Annotated in this window: 13 protein-coding genes, 1 tRNA gene, 1 riboswitch and 1 other annotated feature; of the genes, 7 read left to right on the plus strand and 7 right to left on the minus strand. The window is 58.2% G+C overall.

Annotation, left to right across the window (positions count from 1 at the left end):
• Positions 1–8: 8 nt before the first annotated feature.
• From IFT84_RS03470 to IFT84_RS03480, 3 genes are all read right to left on the minus strand, one after another.
• Positions 9–815: a TIGR02186 family protein gene (locus IFT84_RS03470; RefSeq protein ID WP_192117218.1), complete on the minus strand. Its 807-nt coding sequence runs from the start codon at positions 813–815 to the stop codon at positions 9–11.
• A complete protein-coding gene (locus IFT84_RS03475; protein ID WP_192117219.1) occupies positions 815–1,741 on the minus strand; it encodes a TSUP family transporter in 927 nt (308 codons plus the stop codon). The genes IFT84_RS03470 and IFT84_RS03475 overlap by 1 nt, the downstream gene beginning before the upstream one ends.
• A 254-nt stretch (positions 1,742–1,995) precedes the next feature.
• Positions 1,996–5,304: an SEL1-like repeat protein gene (locus IFT84_RS03480; protein ID WP_192117220.1), complete on the minus strand. Its 3,309-nt coding sequence runs from the start codon at positions 5,302–5,304 to the stop codon at positions 1,996–1,998.
• A gap of 283 nt (positions 5,305–5,587) precedes the next feature.
• Here IFT84_RS03480 and IFT84_RS03485 point away from each other — a divergent pair, with 283 nt between their 5' ends.
• The 5 genes from IFT84_RS03485 to IFT84_RS03505 all read left to right on the plus strand — a co-directional run bounded on the left by IFT84_RS03485 (position 5,588) and on the right by IFT84_RS03505 (position 12,688).
• Entirely contained in the window at positions 5,588–7,375 is a 1,788-nt protein-coding gene (locus IFT84_RS03485; protein WP_192117221.1) for an acyl-CoA dehydrogenase, read from the plus strand.
• 287 nt (positions 7,376–7,662) lie between these two features.
• Positions 7,663–8,871, plus strand: a complete 1,209-nt coding sequence (locus IFT84_RS03490) for an acetyl-CoA C-acetyltransferase (protein ID WP_192117222.1) — start codon at positions 7,663–7,665, stop codon at positions 8,869–8,871.
• A 10-nt stretch (positions 8,872–8,881) separates the two neighbouring features.
• Positions 8,882–11,095: a 3-hydroxyacyl-CoA dehydrogenase NAD-binding domain-containing protein gene (locus tag IFT84_RS03495; protein WP_192117223.1), complete on the plus strand. Its 2,214-nt coding sequence runs from the start codon at positions 8,882–8,884 to the stop codon at positions 11,093–11,095.
• A gap of 117 nt (positions 11,096–11,212) precedes the next feature.
• Positions 11,213–11,899, plus strand: a complete 687-nt coding sequence (locus tag IFT84_RS03500) for a S24 family peptidase (RefSeq protein ID WP_192117224.1) — start codon at positions 11,213–11,215, stop codon at positions 11,897–11,899.
• A 30-nt stretch (positions 11,900–11,929) separates the two neighbouring features.
• Entirely contained in the window at positions 11,930–12,688 is a 759-nt protein-coding gene (locus IFT84_RS03505) for a thermonuclease family protein (RefSeq protein WP_192117225.1), read from the plus strand.
• Here IFT84_RS03505 and IFT84_RS03510 read toward each other — a convergent pair.
• Positions 12,682–13,488, minus strand: coding sequence for a transporter substrate-binding domain-containing protein (locus IFT84_RS03510; RefSeq protein ID WP_192117584.1), 807 nt, complete (start codon positions 13,486–13,488; stop codon positions 12,682–12,684). The two genes, IFT84_RS03505 and IFT84_RS03510, sit on opposite strands and share 7 nt — an antisense overlap.
• A 99-nt stretch (positions 13,489–13,587) precedes the next feature.
• Between IFT84_RS03510 and IFT84_RS03515 the strand changes: the two genes are divergently transcribed.
• Both IFT84_RS03515 and IFT84_RS03520 read left to right on the plus strand, forming a co-directional pair.
• Positions 13,588–15,465 (plus strand): glycosyltransferase family 2 protein, encoded by a 1,878-nt coding sequence (locus IFT84_RS03515; protein ID WP_244651058.1) that lies wholly within the window; start codon positions 13,588–13,590, stop codon positions 15,463–15,465.
• A 178-nt stretch (positions 15,466–15,643) separates the two neighbouring features.
• Positions 15,644–16,093, plus strand: coding sequence for a hypothetical protein (locus IFT84_RS03520; RefSeq protein ID WP_192117227.1), 450 nt, complete (start codon positions 15,644–15,646; stop codon positions 16,091–16,093).
• 114 nt (positions 16,094–16,207) lie between these two features.
• Here IFT84_RS03520 and IFT84_RS03525 read toward each other — a convergent pair whose 3' ends face one another.
• The 3 genes from IFT84_RS03525 to IFT84_RS03535 all read right to left on the minus strand — a co-directional run bounded on the left by IFT84_RS03525 (position 16,208) and on the right by IFT84_RS03535 (position 19,125).
• On the minus strand, positions 16,208–17,674 hold the full coding sequence (locus IFT84_RS03525) for a SulP family inorganic anion transporter (protein ID WP_192117228.1): 1,467 nt from the start codon (positions 17,672–17,674) through the stop codon (positions 16,208–16,210).
• Between the two features lie 72 nt (positions 17,675–17,746).
• Positions 17,747–17,802 (minus strand) — a sequence feature (sul1 is cis-regulatory element that is thought to sense ions involved in sulfur or methionine metabolism; They are found in Alphaproteobacteria).
• Between the two features lie 83 nt (positions 17,803–17,885).
• Positions 17,886–17,960: transfer RNA gene (locus IFT84_RS03530), tRNA-Gly, on the minus strand.
• 67 nt (positions 17,961–18,027) lie between these two features.
• A complete protein-coding gene (locus IFT84_RS03535) occupies positions 18,028–19,125 on the minus strand; it encodes a 2'-deoxycytidine 5'-triphosphate deaminase (RefSeq protein ID WP_192117229.1) in 1,098 nt (365 codons plus the stop codon).
• Positions 19,126–19,199: 74 nt separating this feature from the next.
• Positions 19,200–19,278, plus strand: a riboswitch (SAM riboswitch).
• The last annotated feature ends 53 nt before the right edge of the window (positions 19,279–19,331 follow it).

The following is a 19,331-nucleotide window of genomic DNA, read 5'->3' on the forward strand; positions in this document are numbered from 1 at the left end:
TCTTGTCCTCAGTCACGACGGCGGAAGATGACGCTGGCGAGCCAACCGGTGACGACTGCCAGAAATACAGCAAAAATGCCATAGACAAACGGCATTTCATACGCCGCACGGGTAATCGCCTGCTCCAGCCCCGTCTTTACCACCCGCAGCGGTAAAGCCTTTGCCTTGACGAAATGGCCCTCGCGAAACAGGTAGGCCCGCACGATATGCACGCCGTTCGGTACATTGGCGGGCAGGCGCACAGTCGCCTTGAACAGGCTGGAACTGATGAACTGCACACCGCCGGGGTCGCGCTGGTAAATGCCGCTGGCTTGCTTCAACTGTCGAAACGCATCGCGAAATTCGGTGAGATTGCTGCCATCGCCAATATAGCCGGTGGGTGTCAGCCGCAGGTGATTGATGCCGATGCCCATCGTGTTCATTTCGGCAGTGGGCGCGATGGTTTCCACGTCACGGGTGCTGGACAGGGAGTAGGATTCCGGCACCAGCTCGAATGTCATGGATTGCGTGTTGATCCAGATGCCAAACACACGTTCCTTCTTGCGCACCGTGGCATTTTCCTTCGGCCCTTCCAGCGCCACGACGATGTTGTATTTGCCCTCAGCCAAAATGTCCTGATCCACGCCATCGATGGCGCCGAAAATCGTGAGGTCGGCACCGGTGAAATCGGAGGTTATCGCGATCTCGTCGGTTGAAATCCCAATATCCAGATTTTCCGTGAAGTTGGGCGAGGCCGCCGGTGCGCCACCCTGCTGCGCCAGAACCGGGACCGCAGCAAGTATAACCAGTATCAAAGCGGAGAGAAGAGCGCGCATCAGAAGCCAATCCCTTCCGATACCACCGAGTAAACATTGCTGGGTGTCACCACAAGCGCAATGGCGAGGCGTAAGCCTACCGCTAGAACCAGCAACGCCAGCAGCGCGCGCAATTGTTCGCCGCGCAACTTCTGCCCGACCCGCACACCGTATTGTGCGCCGATCACCCCGGCAATCATCAGCAGGAAGGCCAGCACGATATCGACGCTGTAATTGGCCGTTGCCTGTACGATGGTGGTGTAGGCAGACACGAAGATGATCTGAAACAGCGAGGTGCCGACGACGACGCTGGTGGGGATTCGCAGCAGATAAATCATCGCCGGCACCATAATGAACCCGCCACCCACACCCATGATGGAGGTGAGAATACCGATGCCGAAGCCAAGCGCGAAGACGGGAATGACGCTGAGGTAAATCCGCGACTTCTTGAACTTTACTTTCCAGGGCAGCCGGTGCACCCAGTTGTGCTGTCCGGGGCGGCGTAGCGTCACCGTTTCGTTACGGGCGGCGCGTCGTAGCGCGCGGATGCTTTCCAGCAACATGAGTGTCCCGACAATGCCCAGCAACAGCACGTACATCAGCGAAATCGTCAGATCGAGCTGTCCAAGACGCCGCAGCCACGCGAAAATCCAGACGCCGATTGTCGCGCCGACAAGGCCCCCGCCCATCAGCACCGAGCCCAGCTTGATATCGATCGTCCCGCGCCGGAAGTGACTGATGGCACCGGAAATGGAGGACGCAACCACCTGATTGGCACCGGTGGCAACGGCCACGACCGGAGGAATGTTATAGAAGATCAACAGCGGCGTGATCAAAAACCCGCCGCCGACGCCGAACATGCCGGAGAGAAACCCCACCGCCGCCCCCATACCAAGGATGACGAAGATGTTCACCGACAATTCTGCAATGGGCAGGTACACCGTCACGGCCGGACCTCAATATGCCAAAACGCCGCGTGCTACGCGGATAACGAACAACAGGCCACAGGAGCCAAGCAGTACGGAAATACGTGAACGGCAGCACCAGATTGCTCTGAAAAGCCTGTTGCCCCGGCCACTGCTTCGTCATGCCCGTGGGGTCGCCGCGAGTCAACCGTCGAGAGAATGTTCTATACCTCAGGGGTGAGGAAAGTGTGAAGAGACCGCCGTCTCTTCAAATCATTCAGCCCGGTTGAACGCGTTCACCCCGGCTGCTTGTTGCGCTTCAACAGTTCACGCACCAGTTCATCGGTGATTTCACCGGTGGGCGTTTGGCCGATGGAGGTCTGGAAGGCCTTTATGGCCTTGGTGGTTTGCAGACCCAGACGACCATCAGGCTCACCGGCGTCAAAGCCGTTGTTGTTAAGAATCGCCTGAATGTTGCGCACGGCCTTGGTCATATCGACAGAGGCGGTCTTGGTGGCCTCGCCCACCCACTCGTCCGGCAGGTCTGCCGTGTTGGAGGCTGTATCCATGGGCTTGGCCTGCCATGCTTCCACTTGCGCGCGGGCAGCGGCCATTTGCTCGGGCTTCAGCGCTGCGGCGACGTCATCGCGCTTCGCAGCGGCGTCCGTATCACCCTGACGGGCAGCAATCGCAAACCATGTGTAGGATTTCTGCAGGTCCAGAGCCACGCCGTTGCCGCGTGCATAGAGAATGCCGAGGTTGAACTGGCTGTCACGCACCCCAAGCTCCGCCGCCTTCTCAAACCACGTGGCCGCAGCCTTGTAATCGGGCGTGCCATCGGTGCCGCTGGCAAGCAGCACCGCAAGATTGTGCATGGCGCTGGCATTGCCCTTTTCTGCTGCCTGCCCGTAAAGCTGCTTGGCCTTGACGACATCACGACCCACGCCGGAGCCTTTTTCATACAGGCTTGCGAGACGATACTGTGCCGGAGCGAACCCCTGATCGGCAGACAGGCCGTACCATCGGGCCGCTTCCTTCATGTCGACGGGCAAGCCGCGGCCATCGCTGTAGCGGGTGCCTATTTCAAACAAGGCCAAAGGATCGGCGGATTTCGCCGCGCTTGCAAGCGACTCCGGTGTCAGCCCGGCTGGCACATCGATAGCCACTGCGGGCTTGATTAAGGCTGTCGTAGCCGGATCGTTTGCCTTGAAGCTGGCCGCCTCACCGGCAGGCGGCGCTGCGGGAACGAACAGAGGTGCAGAAGCCTGCGGTGCAGGCTTTGCCACTGTTGGCGTAGCAGGCTTGGCCGGGGATGCCACAGGTTTTGCAACGGTTGCCGTCTGATTGCCGCCTGTTGACGCAAAGTAGGTCATAGCCAGCGGATAAGATGCAATGGCAAGCAGAACCGCGCCGATGGCCATGACAATCGGGCGACGGTGGCGCTTGAGCACCGATCCGGACGTGCCATTCAGCTCACGTTCGGCCTGATCGCTCTCAATGGCTGCAGCTTGCGCCGCGCGGCGGGCGGCTGCGATGAAATCGGCTTTTTGCCCTTCATCTACGGGGCGTTGTGTTCCGGCATAGGCCCGCTCATCGGCCCGCAGACGCTCCAGAATTTTCTTCACGTCCGGCGCTCCGGAACCCGGCTCCAGCAACTGGTTCATATCGTCGGGCGCGATCATCTCCGCGCTGGCGTCCAGTTGCGGCACCGGGTCGACGTGAACACGCGGCTCCTGACGCCCGTTCCCGATCCGCCCGGCCAGACCGGAGGCCCTGCTGTCTCGTGCATCCACCTCGCCAGCTTCCGCCATGTCCGGCGTCATGGCCAATGCTTGGACCGGGCGACTATCCAACCGCTCCAGCTTTTCAGCAATGTGGACCAGCGTGTTGTGAAGCGCTTCGAATGTGCGGGTGCTGCGCTCATCACTGGACCGGCTGAGCCGTTCGAGCGTGCGCAAGTCCTCGGCCAGCCCGGCAATGACGGACATGTCCCCGGCAGATGCGCCCCCGGCGCTGTTGCGGGTGTAAGCTTCCAGAACGGCATCGGCGGCATGGCGGGCAGCCTCAACAATATATTCGTCCGTGGTGGTCAGATATTGTTCCATAGCGCCAAGGCGGGTTTCCACCTCCGGTGACAGCACCGGCTCACGGGCATGAGTGTCGCTGATCAGGTCCGACAGATGCGTGATCTGCGCTTCCAGCGATTCCAGTCCGGGCAAAGGCTGAGCGGGATCGAACGGCTTGGCCTGCGTCTCATCCAGCTTGGCGGCAATGCTCGCCAGCCGGTCTTCTATGCGGTGAAACGGGGTGTCATCCTGCCGCAAGTCACCAAGCTGATCGATCCGGCGCGCCAGATCATCCAGTCGCGACAAGAGCGCATCATTGACACTGCCATCGCTTAAACCATCGATACGCTGCGAAATGTCAATGAGATAGCCGGTGAGATCCGGCTGCGAAACCTCCTGCGCACGCAGCATCATCAGCGACAACTGCTCAAGACGTTCCTCCAGACGGTACGCAGCGTCAGCGCCGGCGAGGTCGTCCATCCGGGCAATAAGGGTTTCCAGACGTGCGGTCATATCGTGGTTGGGCTCAGCCAGCCGGTCCATCTGCGACGAAAGATTGGCGATACGATCTTCCAGACGGCTCGCAAAAGCGGCATCCATGGCAGGGCGACCGTTGACGGCCACGGCACGGCTGATTTCATCCAGCCGCGTATTGAGCGTGGAAAATTCCTCGCCGAACGCGCCGTCATCCTGGCGCATCTGACGGCCCAGCGCTTCGACAGCCTTGGCAACCGCAAGCAGCCGGTCTTCCATGCCGCGCAGCGAGGGCGATGCCGTACCGATTGACGATATCTGCGTCTTGATCTCATCCAGCCGGTGCGCCAGCGCCAGCAATTCATCATCCCGGTTGGCGTCAAAAATGTTCAGGCGCTGCTCCACGCCCGTCCACCGGTCCTCCATGCGGCGCACGGAATCTTCGCGCGCCAGACCGTCGATCATGGAGCGAAGAGCGTTGAATTCGGCTTGCAGCGCATCCGCCTGCGCGGGGCTGACGTGGCGGCCAAGATCGTTGATCCGGTCCGACAGGCGCTGCACATCGTCGCGCATGTCCTGTGCAAAGGCGGGGTTGGCGGTTTCCGGCTTGATGTTGCGAATTTCGGCACGAAGGCCGCTCATTTCGCGGGTCAGGCTTTCCGCCATATCCACTTTCAGTTCCTGACGAAGGCCAACCAGCGCACGGGCAATGTCCTTTCTGGCGAAATCCGGTGTTTCCAGCGCGCGTACGGGTGCTGCCTGCGGGAATGCTGCTGCCTGCGGGAATGCTGCTGCCTGCGGGGCCGGTGCTACGTGTGGAACGGGTCGGTTTGGAGCAGCCGCTCGCGGTGGTACGGCGGGGGCCTCCGTTACGCGCTGGCGCTCGATCAGATCGGCAACGCGCTGCGAGCGTAGAAATGCCTCGCGCTCGCGGGGCTGGCGCGGGTCTTTGGAAACATTGGCCATCAGGCCTTCAATGCGGGCTTCCAGCCCCTCGATGGTGCGATTCAAAGCATCGAGCGAGGGCCGTTCGTCGTGGCGCATATATGATCTCGATCCGTTCATCGTACTGAAGCCCCGTCTAAAGGTATCGTGGATCGCACTTACCTGCGCTATCTTCCGCCAGACTGACCACCCGCAGCCGAACCGATGACAGGAAAAGCGAATCCCACGTTTCACCGCCACTTTTCGGCAAACGTGGTAAATAAGCCGTTAACCTCTTCCTTAAACTGCCATGGTTTTCGGTTATTTTTAGCGATCGCCAAAATCCCCTGCATTTTGACGTTTACGCGCACGTCAATTTTTTGTAGACTCGATTTGAGGTTGAGTTACGGTGAGGAGCATGTGAATGCCGGTCTACAAGGCACCTGTCAGCGATACGCTTTTTCTATTGAACGATGTGCTGGATATCAGCCGCTATGGCAACCTGCCCGGCTTTGCCGATGCGACGCCGGATATGCTGGAAGCCATTGCCGTCGAAGCCGCAAAGCTTGCCGAGGATGCGCTTTTTCCTCTGAACCTCAGCGGGGACCGTGAGGGATGCACCCGCAGCGACAGCGGCGCGGTCAGCGTACCCACGGGGTTCAAGCAGGCGTTTGACCTCTACTGCCAGGGCGGCTGGATTGGCCTTCCTGTGCCGGAAGAATTTGGCGGGCAAGGCCTACCCTATACCCTGCACACGGCAGTGGGAGAGTATTTCTCCTCCGCCAACATGGCACTGACTATGTATCCCGGCCTGACACAGGGCGCGATTGCCGCTATTCTGGAGCATGGCAGCGAGGCGCAGAAAGCGCAGTACCTGCCCAATATGGTGCAGGGACTCTGGACAGGAACCATGAACCTGACGGAGCCCCATTGCGGCACCGATCTTGGCCTGTTACGCACCCGTGCTACACCGCAGCCGGATGGGTCCTACCGCATTTCCGGCCAGAAGATTTTCATCTCCGCCGGTGAGCATAACATGGCCGACAACATCATTCATCTGGTGCTGGCGCGTATTGATGGTGCCCCGGAGGGCACCAAGGGTATCTCGCTCTTCATTGTGCCAAAGCGGTTGATCCATGCGGACGGGACACTGGGTGAAGCCAATGGTGTGACCTGCGGTTCCATTGAAGAGAAAATGGGCATTCACGGCAATGCAACTTGCGTTTTGAACTATGACGAGGCTGTCGGCACCCTGATCGGAGGCGAACATCAGGGCCTGAAAGCCATGTTCGTGATGATGAACGAGGCGCGGCTGGGTGTTGGCCTGCAAGGGCTGGCAGTGTCTGAAATTGCCTATCAGAATGCGGCCAGCTATGCGCAGGACCGGTTGCAAGGGCGCGCCCTGTCGGGTGCCAAGGAGCCGGACAAAAAGGCCGATCCTATCATCGTGCACCCGGATGTGCGCCGCGTGCTGATGACCATTCGGGCCTTCAACGAAGGGGGTCGTGCGTTTACACTTTGGACCGCACTGCAATCCGATATCGCGCATCGCAGCGAAGATGCAGCCCAGGCACAGACGGCAGCCGATCTGTTGGGCTTGATGACGCCGATTCTGAAAGGCGTGATGACGGACAAGGGTTTTGATCACGCCGTGATGGCGCAACAGGTGTTTGGCGGGCATGGCTATATCGAGGAATATGGCATGAGCCAATATGTGCGCGATGCACGCATTGCCATGATCTATGAGGGGGCCAATGGCATTCAGGCGCTGGATCTTGTCGGGCGCAAACTGGGTGCCAATGGCGGCCGTGCCGTGATGGCGGTGTTTAAGGAAATTGGTGATTTCTGCGAGGAAAACCGCAACCACGAGGCCCTGACGCCCTATACCAAAGCCCTGAAAAAGGCTTTGGGAGATTTGCAGGCGTCCACCATGTGGTTCATGGGCAATGCCATGGCAAAACCAGACAATGCCGGGGCAGGCTCCACCGACTACATGCATCTCTTCGGGCTGGTAATGATCGGCTATATGTGGGCGAAAATTGCCAAGGTCGCCGTTGAAAAAACCGATACCGACGACAGCGTCATGCTTGCCAACAAGCTGAAAACCGCCACTTTCTTCATGGAGCGTCTGCTGCCGGAAACGGCATTGCGCCGGGCGCGGATTGAGGCCGGAGCAGACAGCACCATGGCGCTTGCCGCTGAGGCTTTTTAGATTTCAGGAGTTACAATGCGTAGTCAGATGGTTGATTGGGTGCATGAAGCCTTGTTGTCGAATGGAGGAACTGGCTCCTTATTGTTCGTCGCGAAGCACATATGTGCAACACCATAAAGCCGAATTAGAGGCAAGCGGTGACCTGTTCTATACTTGGCAATACGACATGAGATGGGCTGCAACCGCACTTCGACGTGAGGGTAAAATGGTCTCTGCAGACGATGATATTCGCGGCACGTGGACGTTAAGGTAGAGCTACCGAACCTCGATATTTTTAGGAGACACGCATGTCCGACGCTTTTATTTACGACCATGTGCGCACGCCACGCGGGCGCGGTAAAAAGGATGGTGCGCTGCATGAGGTGCCATCCGTGCGGCTGGCAGCGCGGATGCTGGAAGCCGTGCGCGACCGCAACGGACTGGACACGCAGACGGTGGATGACATCATTTTCGGCTGTGTCGATCCGGTAATGGAAGCGGGCGGCGTTATTCCCAAGGCAGCAGCCTTCGAGGCGGGTTATGCGGCGCGTGCGCCGGGTATGCAGATCAACCGCTTCTGCGCGTCCGGGCTGGATTCGGTCAACCTTGCGGCGGCCAAGGTCGCACAAGGGGCGGATGATATTGTTATTGCCGGGGGCGTGGAAAGCATGTCGCGCGTGGGCATCGGCATGTCTGGTGGCGCGTGGTTCATGGACCCTTCGGTCAGTCTTCCCGCCTACTTCATGCCGCAGGGCGTGTCCGCCGATCTGATTGCGACCAAATACGGCTTCTCGCGCGACGATGTGGACGCCTACGCGGTGGAAAGTCAAAGCCGCGCAGCGGCGGCGTGGAATGCGGGCTACTTTAACGGTTCCGTGGTTCCGGTGCGCGACCAGAACGGTCTGGTTATTCTGGCGCATGACGAGCACATGCGCCCTGGCACGGACATGCAGGCACTGGCCGCGCTCAATCCAGCCTTTGTCATGGCCGGTGAAATGGGCGGATTTGATGCCGTTGCCATACAGGCCCATCCCGATGTGGAGGCCGTCAACCACGTTCACCATGCGGGCAATTCCTCCGGCATTGTCGATGGCGCAGCGGCGGTGCTGATCGGCTCGAAAGCTGGCGGCGAGACGATGGGGCTGAAACCCCGCGCGCGCATTCGGGCCTTCGCCAATATCGGCTCCGACCCGGCGCTGATGCTGACCGGCCCGATCGACGTAACGAACAAGCTGCTGGCGCGCGCCGGCATGAGCCTTGACGACATCGACCTCTTTGAACTCAACGAAGCCTTTGCCGCCGTGGTGCTGCGCTACATGCAGGCCTTCGACCTTTCACCCGATACGATCAACGTGAACGGGGGCGCTATCGCCATGGGCCATCCGCTCGGCGCGACCGGCGCCATGATCCTCGGCACCGCACTGGATGAACTGGAACGACGCGGCCTGCAAACCGCACTCGTGACGCTGTGCATTGGCGCGGGCATGGGCACGGCTACTATTATTGAGCGGGTGTGAGGAGACGATCATGACCACCACGAACTTCCAGATCGAGACGGATGCTGAGGGCATTGCGCTTGTCACTTGGGACATGCCCGATAAATCGATGAACGTGTTTACAGCCGATGTGCTGCGCGAACTCGATGCGTTGATCGATCAGGTGGCGGGCGATACCGCAATCAAGGGGGTTGTGTTCACCTCCGGCAAGGCAACCTTTTCCGGCGGTGCTGACCTCGCCATGATCAAGGCAATGTTTACCAGCCAGGCGGAAGAAAAGGCCAAAGACCCGGAAGCGGCGGTACAAAAGCTATTTGAGGTTTCGGGCCGTATGAGCCAGCTTTTCCGCAAGCTGGAAACCTGCGGAAAGCCGTGGGTATCAGCAATCAATGGCACCTGCATGGGCGGCGCGTTCGAGCTGTCTCTGGCCTGCCACGGACGCGTTGCGTCGAATGCCAAAGCGGTGAAACTGGCGCTGCCGGAGGTCAAAGTCGGCATTTTCCCAGGGGCCGGTGGCACGCAGCGCGTACCGCGCCTGACCAACGCGCAAGACGCCTTGCAGATGATGACGACGGGACAGTCCCTTACCCCATCACGCGCAAAAGCCATGGGCCTGATCCACGACGTGTGCGAGCCAGACGCGCTGATCGAAACGGCCAAAACCATGATCCGCAACGGCTTGAAACCGGTTCAGCCATGGGATGAGAAGGGCTTCAAACTGCCTGGTGGTGCGGTCTGGACCCCTGCTGGCGCGCAGCTCTGGCCCGCGGCATCCGGCATTTTGCGGCGGGAAACCTATGGCAATTATCCCGGCGCGGTGGCAATCCTCAAATGCGTTTATGAGGGCTTGCAGGTTCCCTTCGATACCGGCCTGAAAATCGAGCAGCGCTATTTCACGCAAATTTTGCAGAGCACAGAAGCGTTCTCCATGATCCGCTCGCTGTTCATTTCCATGCAGGAACTGGGCAAGGGCGCACGTCGGCCAACGGGTGTGGCGAAAACGAAATTTACCAAAGTCGGCATTGTCGGCGCGGGCTTCATGGGCGCATCCATCGCCTATGTCACAGCGTTTGCGGGGATTCCCGTCGTTCTGATCGACCGCGATCTGGACGCCGCCAACAACGGTAAAGCGCAGGTGGAAGCGCTGCTGAAAACTGCGCTGCAAAAAGGCAAGGCGACGCCGGAGGATGCACAGGCGCTGCTGTCCCGCATCACGCCTTCGGCAGCCTATGAAGACCTTGCCGGTGCGGAACTTGTTATCGAGGCGGTGTTTGAAGACCGCGCCATCAAGCGCGCTGTTATCGAGAAGGTTGAGGCTGTTCTTTCACCGGGGGCTGTGCTTGCCTCCAACACTTCGACGCTGCCTATCACCAGCCTGGCGGACGCGGCAACGCGACCTGCTAATTTTATCGGCCTGCACTTCTTCTCGCCGGTTGAGAAAATGATGCTGACGGAAGTCATTCTGGGTGACAAAACGGGAGATGCTGCGCTGGCTTGCGCACTGGATTTCGTTGCCGCTATCCGCAAAACGCCCATTGTGGTCAACGACACACGCGGCTTTTTCGTCAACCGTTGCGTTCTGCGCTACATGAGCCAAGCCTATGACATGCTGATCGAGGGCGTACCGCCTGCGATGATCGAAAACGCCGCACGCATGGCCGGTATGCCGGTGGGGCCGCTGGCTCTGAATGATGAAGTGGCGCTTGACCTGTCGCACAAGATTCTGAAAGCCGCCATTGCCGATCTCGGCGAAAAGGCCGTCGATCCCGCCCATATGACCCTGATCGAAACCATGGTGGAAACCCATGGCCGTACGGGGCGAAAAGGGGCAAAAGGCTTTTACGACTACCCTGCCAAACCGGCGAAAAAGCACCTGTGGCCCGAGCTGAAATCCCTATATCCGCAGCAGAACCCTGACGAGATCGATGTCGAGGAACTGCAGCAGCGTTTCCTCGTGACCATAGCGCTGGAGGCGGCGCGCACGATGGAAGAAGGCATTGTGACCGATCCGCGCGAGGCCGACGTCGGCTCTATTCTAGGCTTCGGCTTCGCGCCCTTTACCGGCGGCGCCATCAGCTACATCGATGGCATGGGGGTGCCTGCCTTTGTGGCGCTGTGCAACCGGCTGGCAGAGCGTCATGGGGAGCACTTCCGCCCCACCGCTCTCCTGAGCACGATGGCCGACAGCAACGACACATTCTACGCGCGGTACAACCCCTATCCTGGGGTCAAAGAGGTGGCATAAAGCCGGAAAAGCGGAGGACTATTTTCCTCCGCTGACTTTACTTGAATCCCTGTTTTGGCTAGAGTACCCGCTGGACGGGAGGATGGTCGACGCCTCCATGCTTGCAGGATAGACACGATGTTATCACATGAGCGTATTTGGAGTGCCTTGGACGCACTTGCCGAAAGCTATCAACTTTCGCCCTCCGGCCTTGCACGCCGCGCTGGACTGGACCCCACATCGTTCAACAAATCCAAGCGAAAGTCTGCCGACGGACGCACGCGCTGGCCTTCGACCGAATCCATCGCCAAGGTTCTGGCTGCCACCGGGGCGTCGCTTGACGAGTTTACCGATCTGATGCAGCCGGAGCACAAGCGCTCCAACCCGTCAACGAGCAATAGCGGCCTTCCCGAGGGTGCCTTTCCACCGCAAAGCGGGCCGATTCCCCTGTTGGGATTTGCGCAGGCCGGGGCTGGCGGGTTTTTCGACGATGGCGGCTTTCCCGCTGGCCAAGGATGGGATGTGGTGGATTTTCCCGCCTCCCCCCAGCAGAAGGCCGGTGTCTACGCTCTGGAAATCCAGGGCGAAAGCATGATGCCGCTCTACCGCAACGGGGACGTGCTGATCGTTGAGCCCGGTGCGCAGATTCGACGTGGAGACCGCGTCGTCGTCAAGACGAAGGAGGGCGAGGTCATGGCGAAGATCTTGCAGCGGCACAATTCGCGCTCCATCGAACTGCTATCCCTCAATCCCGAGCATCCCAACCGCGCTTTCGACATGAAGGATGTGGAATGGATCGCCCGCATCGTCTGGGCCAGCCAGTAGGAACCTTAGCCCCCCTAGGACACCTAGCCTATGCCCAATGTCGCATTAAATCCCGTCCGCGAGACCCTCTGGTGTCTGGCCTCCGTTGTGATGGTAATGGCATTTGTTCTGTTGGGCGCAAACCAGATTCGCAAAAACGAGGCAGCGGGTCCAACATTCACGCTGGAAACGCCTGATATGGACATGGTTCCGGGAGGTGCGGAAACACCCGATCCGGCGACACCGCAACAGGACGTGCCTGCGACCGCCGAACCGTTTGATGACGGTGTCCAGTCCGGACAGGCGCTTGCGCCGCCCTCCCCAACCGAACCAAAAACGGGTGAGCATTCGCCTATCCCGCTGAACCAGCCGATTGTCGAATCCGCTGGAACCTTGCGCTTTGGAGCGGGCATCGTGGAACTGGCCGGGATCATTCCCACGCCTGCGGACAAAACATGCACCTCTACCGGGGGCGCAAACTGGCCTTGCGGAATGGTAGCGCGGACAGCGCTGCGCAACTATCTGCGCATGAAGACCGTGGCCTGTACTGTGCCCGACAAGGCGTGGGACGGGATCGTCACGGCGCAGTGCAGCCTTGGTGGGCACGATCTTGCCCGTTGGCTGGTGGATAGCGGGCTGGTGGATGTGCCCGCGGGCTCATCGTTTGAAGCTGGCCGCGACACCGCACAAAAGGCTGGCCTTGGCATTTTTGGCGGTGATCCGCGTCTGCGTCCGCTTCCGAGTGTACCGCCACCAGAGCTAGAGATACCAACCATGGATCTGGAAACAACGCCGATCTCGGCTCAGTAGAGTCCTATCGGAAAATAGCGACGGTAAATGTCTTGAAGACGACCATCGCGCGACAGCACCGTAAGCGCATGATCAATGGCTTGCGCCAGAAGCGCGTCGTCATTCTTGACCATGACGGATAGGCCTTCACCGAGAAAACGCTCGGAAAAATATGGTCCATCGGTGAACCGGCAGCAACCATCCGCCTCGCGGCTTGCGAGCCAGAACGACAGTTGCAAGGCGTCTGAAAACACAGCATTGACGGCACCGCTTTTCAGCCCCTCCAGCATATCCATTCGGTTGTCGAAGGGTTTGGCGGTGATTTGCGGGAAAAATGCCCCGAACATGGCCTCATGGGCCGACCCCTTGATGACCCCCACCGGCTTATCCACCAGTTGCGCCAGCGATTGCGGACCATCGGTTCGCGTTGCAAATCGCGCTGGCAACTGAAGAATGGGACGCGAAAACGTGAATGTTCGTCGCAACTCGGGCGTAACGGCAACACCGGCAATTACGGCTTCCCCCTGCCCGCTGGCAAGCGCTTCCTGCAGCTGATTATAGGCAATAGCTTGCACCTGACACTTTGCTTCAATTTTCAACTCGGCACAAACAGCCCGGATCAAATCGATATGAAAGCCCGTAAGCTTGCCCTGACTGTCGATGAAGTTGAAGGGCGGAAAATCAACCGTTGTCAGAAAGCGCAGGCGCACGACGCCTGAAAGGTCCGGCTGGGCTATCCGCTCACGCTGATCAAACAGTGCGGGAAAAGCCGCATCCTCCGCGTGTAATTCAACAGTGGACAAGAGAACCGCCACCGGCATGAGAAGCGCCAACCCCCAGTATTTTAGGGATGAAAAATATGTCGTCTTCATGAATACCATTGTGTAGCGCAAACGCGGATATTCTTGGGGGGCAGCGGTATGAATATCTTGAGTACCATCTTTAAACCGAAAAGTATGAAGAAATTGGCCCCGCTGCTCGAAAGCGAGCTTTTGCTGCTGCAAGATCTCGGTATCGATCTTTATACGATTGCGCTCTGTCAACACGCTGCCGCTGCCAATGGCACCAGCCTCTACGCGGAATTGATAGCCGGTGAGTATCTGGACGAAACCCGGTTCCATGCAGAGGTTGCCCGCAAACTCGGTCTTCCCTTCATACCCAACCCGGATCCGGCCTGCGTACAGGATCTGCCTGGGCTGGACACGCAATTGGCAGCACCTCAGGCTTTGCGAATGCAATTTTCATCGCGAGCGCCGCTCGCATTGGTCGCGCTGGATATCAGCCGTTTCACCGCACTGTCCAATCGGCTGAAGGAAGCGCCGGTGCTCCGGAAGTCTATGGCGATTACCACACCATCGGCCATCCGGGCTGCCACGTGGGCCGCGGGTTCTGAGCGGCGCGCACGACAGGCAACCAAGCAATTGTTTGAGAGTAAACCTAAACTCAGCAGCCGTATTGTCTTTTGGGGCAGGCAAGGATTTTACGCTGGGCTTTCGCTTGGTGTTTTGCTGCTGGGCATATTTACGGCTCCCATCTTGACGCTGATGCTGATTCACATTGTTTTGACCAATTTCTTTTTAGCAGGCTTCTGTCTGCGTCTGTCGGCGATGCGCCGATCGGGCAAGACACACGGTCTGAATGTCGATCTTGAGCCTTGGGACGGCCCATTTCCCACCTATACGGTGCTTGTGGCGCTCTACCGGGAAGCGCCTGTTGTCGAGCAACTTGTCACCAGCCTGAACGCATTGAACTGGCCGAAATCCTGTTTGGATATCAAACTGATTTGTGAGGCTGACGATACCGAGACGCTGCAGGCTTTCCGTTCCATGACGCTTGGCAGTCAGTTTGAAATTGTCGAAGTTCCGTTTTCCCTGCCACGAACCAAGCCGAAGGCGCTCAGCTATGCCCTTGCCGGAGCACGGGGAGACTTTATCACGGTTTACGATGCAGAGGACCGCCCGCATCCCGACCAGTTGCGTGAGGCATTTCAGCATTTTCGCACATCACCCGTTCGGATCGCCTGCCTGCAAGCGCCGCTTGTGATTACCAACGCGCGAGCATCATGGATCAGTGCGTTGTTTGCTATTGAATATTCCGGTCTGTTTCGAGGCCTCTTGCCGTTGCTGTCTGCCACGGAGCGCCCCCTGCCGCTTGGTGGCACGTCCAATCATTTCCGCACAAAGGTTTTGAAAGAGGTCGGCGGATGGGATCCCTATAATGTGACCGAGGATGCCGATCTCGGCATCCGTCTGTTCCGCTACGGTTATCGTTCAAAAGTCATCCGGCTTCCCACCTATGAAGATGCTCCCACAGATGCACGCGCCTGGGTTAATCAGCGCTCCCGATGGTTCAAAGGTTGGCTGCAAACATGGCTTGTCACCACACGCGAACCCAAGGTTCTGTATAGGGACATGGGCGTGATGAACACGCTGATCTTTCAGGTTCTGATCGGCGGCATGCTGCTCTCGGCATTATCGCATCCATTGCTGATTGTCTTTATCGGCTTTGCCGTCTGGCTGACCTTGACCGGAGCACTTCCACTGACGCCCATGGCTGCCACGCTTTTCAGCATTGATACGCTCAATATTTTTGGAAGCTATCTCGTCTTCACCATTTTAGGACTGGACAAAATGAGCCCGCCCGAACGAAGAGCGGTCGGGAGGCGCTGGCTTTTGGTGGGGCCCTACTGGATGCTGATGTCCTATGCGGCATGGAAAGCTCTGATTGAGCTGTTCTCAAAACCCTTTGCATGGAACAAGACGGCCCATCAGCCCACCAGATCCAAAGATTTTTCCTGAAGGCCAAGCCGAGAGCCGAGAACATTGCCGGCGAACACGTGTTCGCCGGCAATGTTCTCCCTATTGTTTTGACGCATTAACCGGACGCAAAAGCGGTTCCGCTTTTACTGGAATTGCTCCGGCTGGAACCTACCGAGATAAGGGACGTTATTCGCTATCAATGAAAAGGATGATCTCGATGGCAAATGGCGTTCAAAGCAATGGCAACGAGGCTTTTAACGGAACCAGCGATACGTCGTTTGGTAAATCGGTCGAAAGTCAGGCCCAGATGCACGATGCTGAGGTCATCGCAACAGAGACGGAAGCCGGGGAAAAGCTGAACATTTATCGCTTGACCGCGATTGCCGAAGCCGATGACCCGCGATGGGAGTTATCACCTTATCAGGGCGAGGTTCTTGTTGCCGCACGGACATCCGGTGATGCGCGCATTGTGGCAGCGGGACGTGAGCTCGATTTCATGGACGTGGACGTAGCCCCCGCATCTGGCGTCAGCACCACCGATGCAAGCGCCTTCAGGAGTGACAAGCTTTATACGGTGATTGAGGTCGAGCATGGCCGGCATGATCTGCAGCGTGGCGTGATATCCGGCGAGGTGGGCGTGGATACGATCAAGTCGACGCAGTTGTAGGAACGCGTTTACAGCATAATCCGACCGGCGCGAAGCGAGGGCCGAGAAGATATGTATTCAGAATAAAAAGTTAAGCGCCGTTCTGATTCAATCAGAACGACGCTATGAAACCTATCAAACGTCGTTGACCCTTGCTGAGCCGTCCAGACGTCCAAGCAAAGTTGCGCTGGCCTCATTCAACCCAACGACACTGGTTTGAATTTGATGGCTTTTGAACCGCTCAACGACCCGCTCAAGTGCGGCAACCGCCGTAATATCCCAGAAATGCGCCTGTGAAACATCGATGAGAACGGTACTGCCGATGGCCGTTTCAATGTCAAACGCTTCAATAAAAACGTCGGCGGACGCAAAGAACACCTGCCCCGAGACCCGATACGTCACTTGACGGCGGCCCGCGTCAACCTTTGCTTCCACCTTCAAAAGACGAGCAACCTTGAACGTGAAGAACACGCCGCTCAACAGAACGCCGACGGTAACACCAAGAGCAAGATTGGAACTGAAAACCGTAACAAGGACGGTCACGACCATGACAGCACTGGACATTTTCGGGTGAACAATCACCGCCTTTAGCGACGACCAGTCGAAGGTGTCGATAGACACCATCACCATGATGGCAACAAGGGCTGCGACCGGGACCTGTGACACCCATGGCTTGAGCAGGACCATCAGAACCAGAAGGAACGCACCGGCGAACAATGTGGACAGGCGACCTCGGCCCCCATACTTCACGTTGCTGACAGTCTGACCGATCATACCGCAGCCGGCGATTCCCCCGAACAGGCTGGCGGCGGTGTTTGCGAGGCCGAGACCGGTGCATTCGCGGTTTTTGGAGCTGGGGGTGCCGGTGAGATCATCGACCACGCTCGCCGTCATCATCGATTCCAGCAGGCCGACCATGGCAATCGCCAGCGCCGGTCCGCCAATAATCGCCAGAGTTTCCAGCGTCATCGGTACGGCGGGCCAGCCAAAGATCGGCAAAGAATCGGGAAGCTTGCCCAGATCGGCAACCGTCATCACTGGAAGCTTCAGGGTGATCGAGGCGACGGTCAGGACCAGAATGCAAATCAGCGGGGATGGAATGGCCTTGGTGAGTTTCGGCACGAGATAAATGATCGCCAGTCCCGCCGCCAGCATACCGTAAGCAAGCCAGTCTCCGCCGATAATGTGTGGAAGCTGAGCCGCGAAAATCAGGATCGCCAGTGCGTTGACGAAACCTGTTCGTACGGAGTTCGAGACAAATCGCATCAGAACCCCGAGGCGGAGAAGACCGAAAACGATCTGTATTGCCCCGGCCAGCAGTCCGGCGGCAAAGAGATAGGCGAGTCCATGAGCATGAACCAAAGGGGCGGCAACGAGCGCCACCGATCCGGCAGCCGCCGAAATCATAGCGGGACGCCCGCCGGTAAAGGCAATGACAATGCCAATGACGAATGAAGCGAACAAACCGACCTGGGGATCGACGCCTGCCACAAAGGAAAAGGCGATAACCTCGGGGATCAGCGCGAATGTCGCGACCGCTCCAGCGAGCATTTCACGCATAGGATTAGCGGACCAATCCCGACGGAATGTAGAAAAGTTCATATGATAAGGTCTCGCAAAGCATGACGGACGCGCGTGTTGCAGCGGTACGATGAAGATGACATGCTGGTCTTGCGTGGTCTGGCGGATCGGCGGCCAGAAGAGCCACCCGGAATTTCACCGGGTCCGTGGTGAGTGATCGTGTTCTATCGAAATTTTACCCCATTGCAAGAGCCAATCGGTGCTCCTGCGCGTGCAGAACTCCTGAAATGACTGGAGCGGGCGATCGGGATTGAACCGACGACATCAAGCTTGGGAAGCTTGCGTTCTACCACTGAACTACGCCCGCAGACTGATGTGACATCAGCTCGCCCACACATCCATTAGTCGCCCGCGTCTGTCAAGAAGCGACGTGTCTAGTTGCTGCGAAAATGTTTGGAGAGTTTCAGCCCCTGCGCCTGATAATTGGATTTCAAATCCATTCCATACAGGGACTGAGGCTTCTCCTGCATATGTTCGTAAATGAGGCGACCGACGATCTGCCCGTGCTCCAGAATGAACGGAACTTCGTGGCTGCGGACCTCCAGAACGGCACGGCTACCGGTGCCGCCAGCCATGGCATGGCCAAAGCCCGGATCAAAAAAACCGGCATAGTGCACGCGAAACTCGCCAACCAGCGGGTCGAACGGCGTCATTTCTGCTGCGTACATTGGCGGCACATGCACAGCTTCGCGTGATACCAGAATGTAGAATTCGTCGGGATCGAGAATTAATTCATCGCTGCCCCGGCTGAACAGCGGCTCCCAGAAGTCAAAGATGCTGTGCTCGGCCTTTTTATCGACATCGACCACAGCCGTGTGGTGTTTGCCACGGTAACCCAGCAGCCCATCCGGGCCTGTTCCCTTAAGATCAATCGACAAGGCAATACCGCCGCCGGAGATATTCGGGGTTTCGCTGGCAACTAGAACGTCGTTTTCATGCACTGTCAACAGTTCCGCTTCGCTCAACAGAGCCTGCCCGGTGCGAAAACGGATTTGCGACAGACGCGACCCGCGCCGCACCACGATGGGAAAGGTGCGGGGGCTGATCTCGAGATAGAGCGGGCCGCTGTAGCCAGCGGGAATTTTATCAAACTCCTGCGCATGATCGGTGATCACACGGGTGAAAATATCAAGGCGTCCGGTGCTGCTCTTCGGGTTGGCGGAGGCGGACATGCCCTCCGGCAAGTCGAGGCTCTCCATCAGAGGCACAATATAGACACAGCCTGTTTCCAGCACTGCCCCGTGTGACAGATCGACGACGTGAAGTTTCAGACGATCCAGCTTGTCAGACACCAAGTGCGATGGCCCCGGCATGAAGCTCGCCCGCACCCGGTAGGCGTGCGAGCCCAATCGCAAGTCCAGACTGGCCGGCTGAATCTGGTCAGCGTCGAGTGCGCTCTCGCTCTTCAGCCTGCCGCTGGTAAAGAGCTCAGAAATTGCCCGGTCTGCCAGAATACCCGTCATGCGAACCATGTTCTTTTCCCGTTGTCCGCGCACGACAAAACCAGCGTTCCCCAATTGACGCAAGCGCTTGAGCGCTCTAAACATGGTTATCCCGTGGTGATTTGGCCGGTCGGCTTGCGGCCACGTTAAATAAGCAGCTAAAAAGGCCGCGTTGCAAGGTCTTGGCTTTTTGACCTTTGAACCGGCCTGCTTTTGCGGCCGGTTTTTTGTTGGAA

It is taken from the genome of Rhizobium sp. CFBP 8762 (assembly GCF_014841565.1).
Taxonomy (GTDB): Bacteria; Pseudomonadota; Alphaproteobacteria; order Rhizobiales; family Rhizobiaceae; genus CFBP-8762.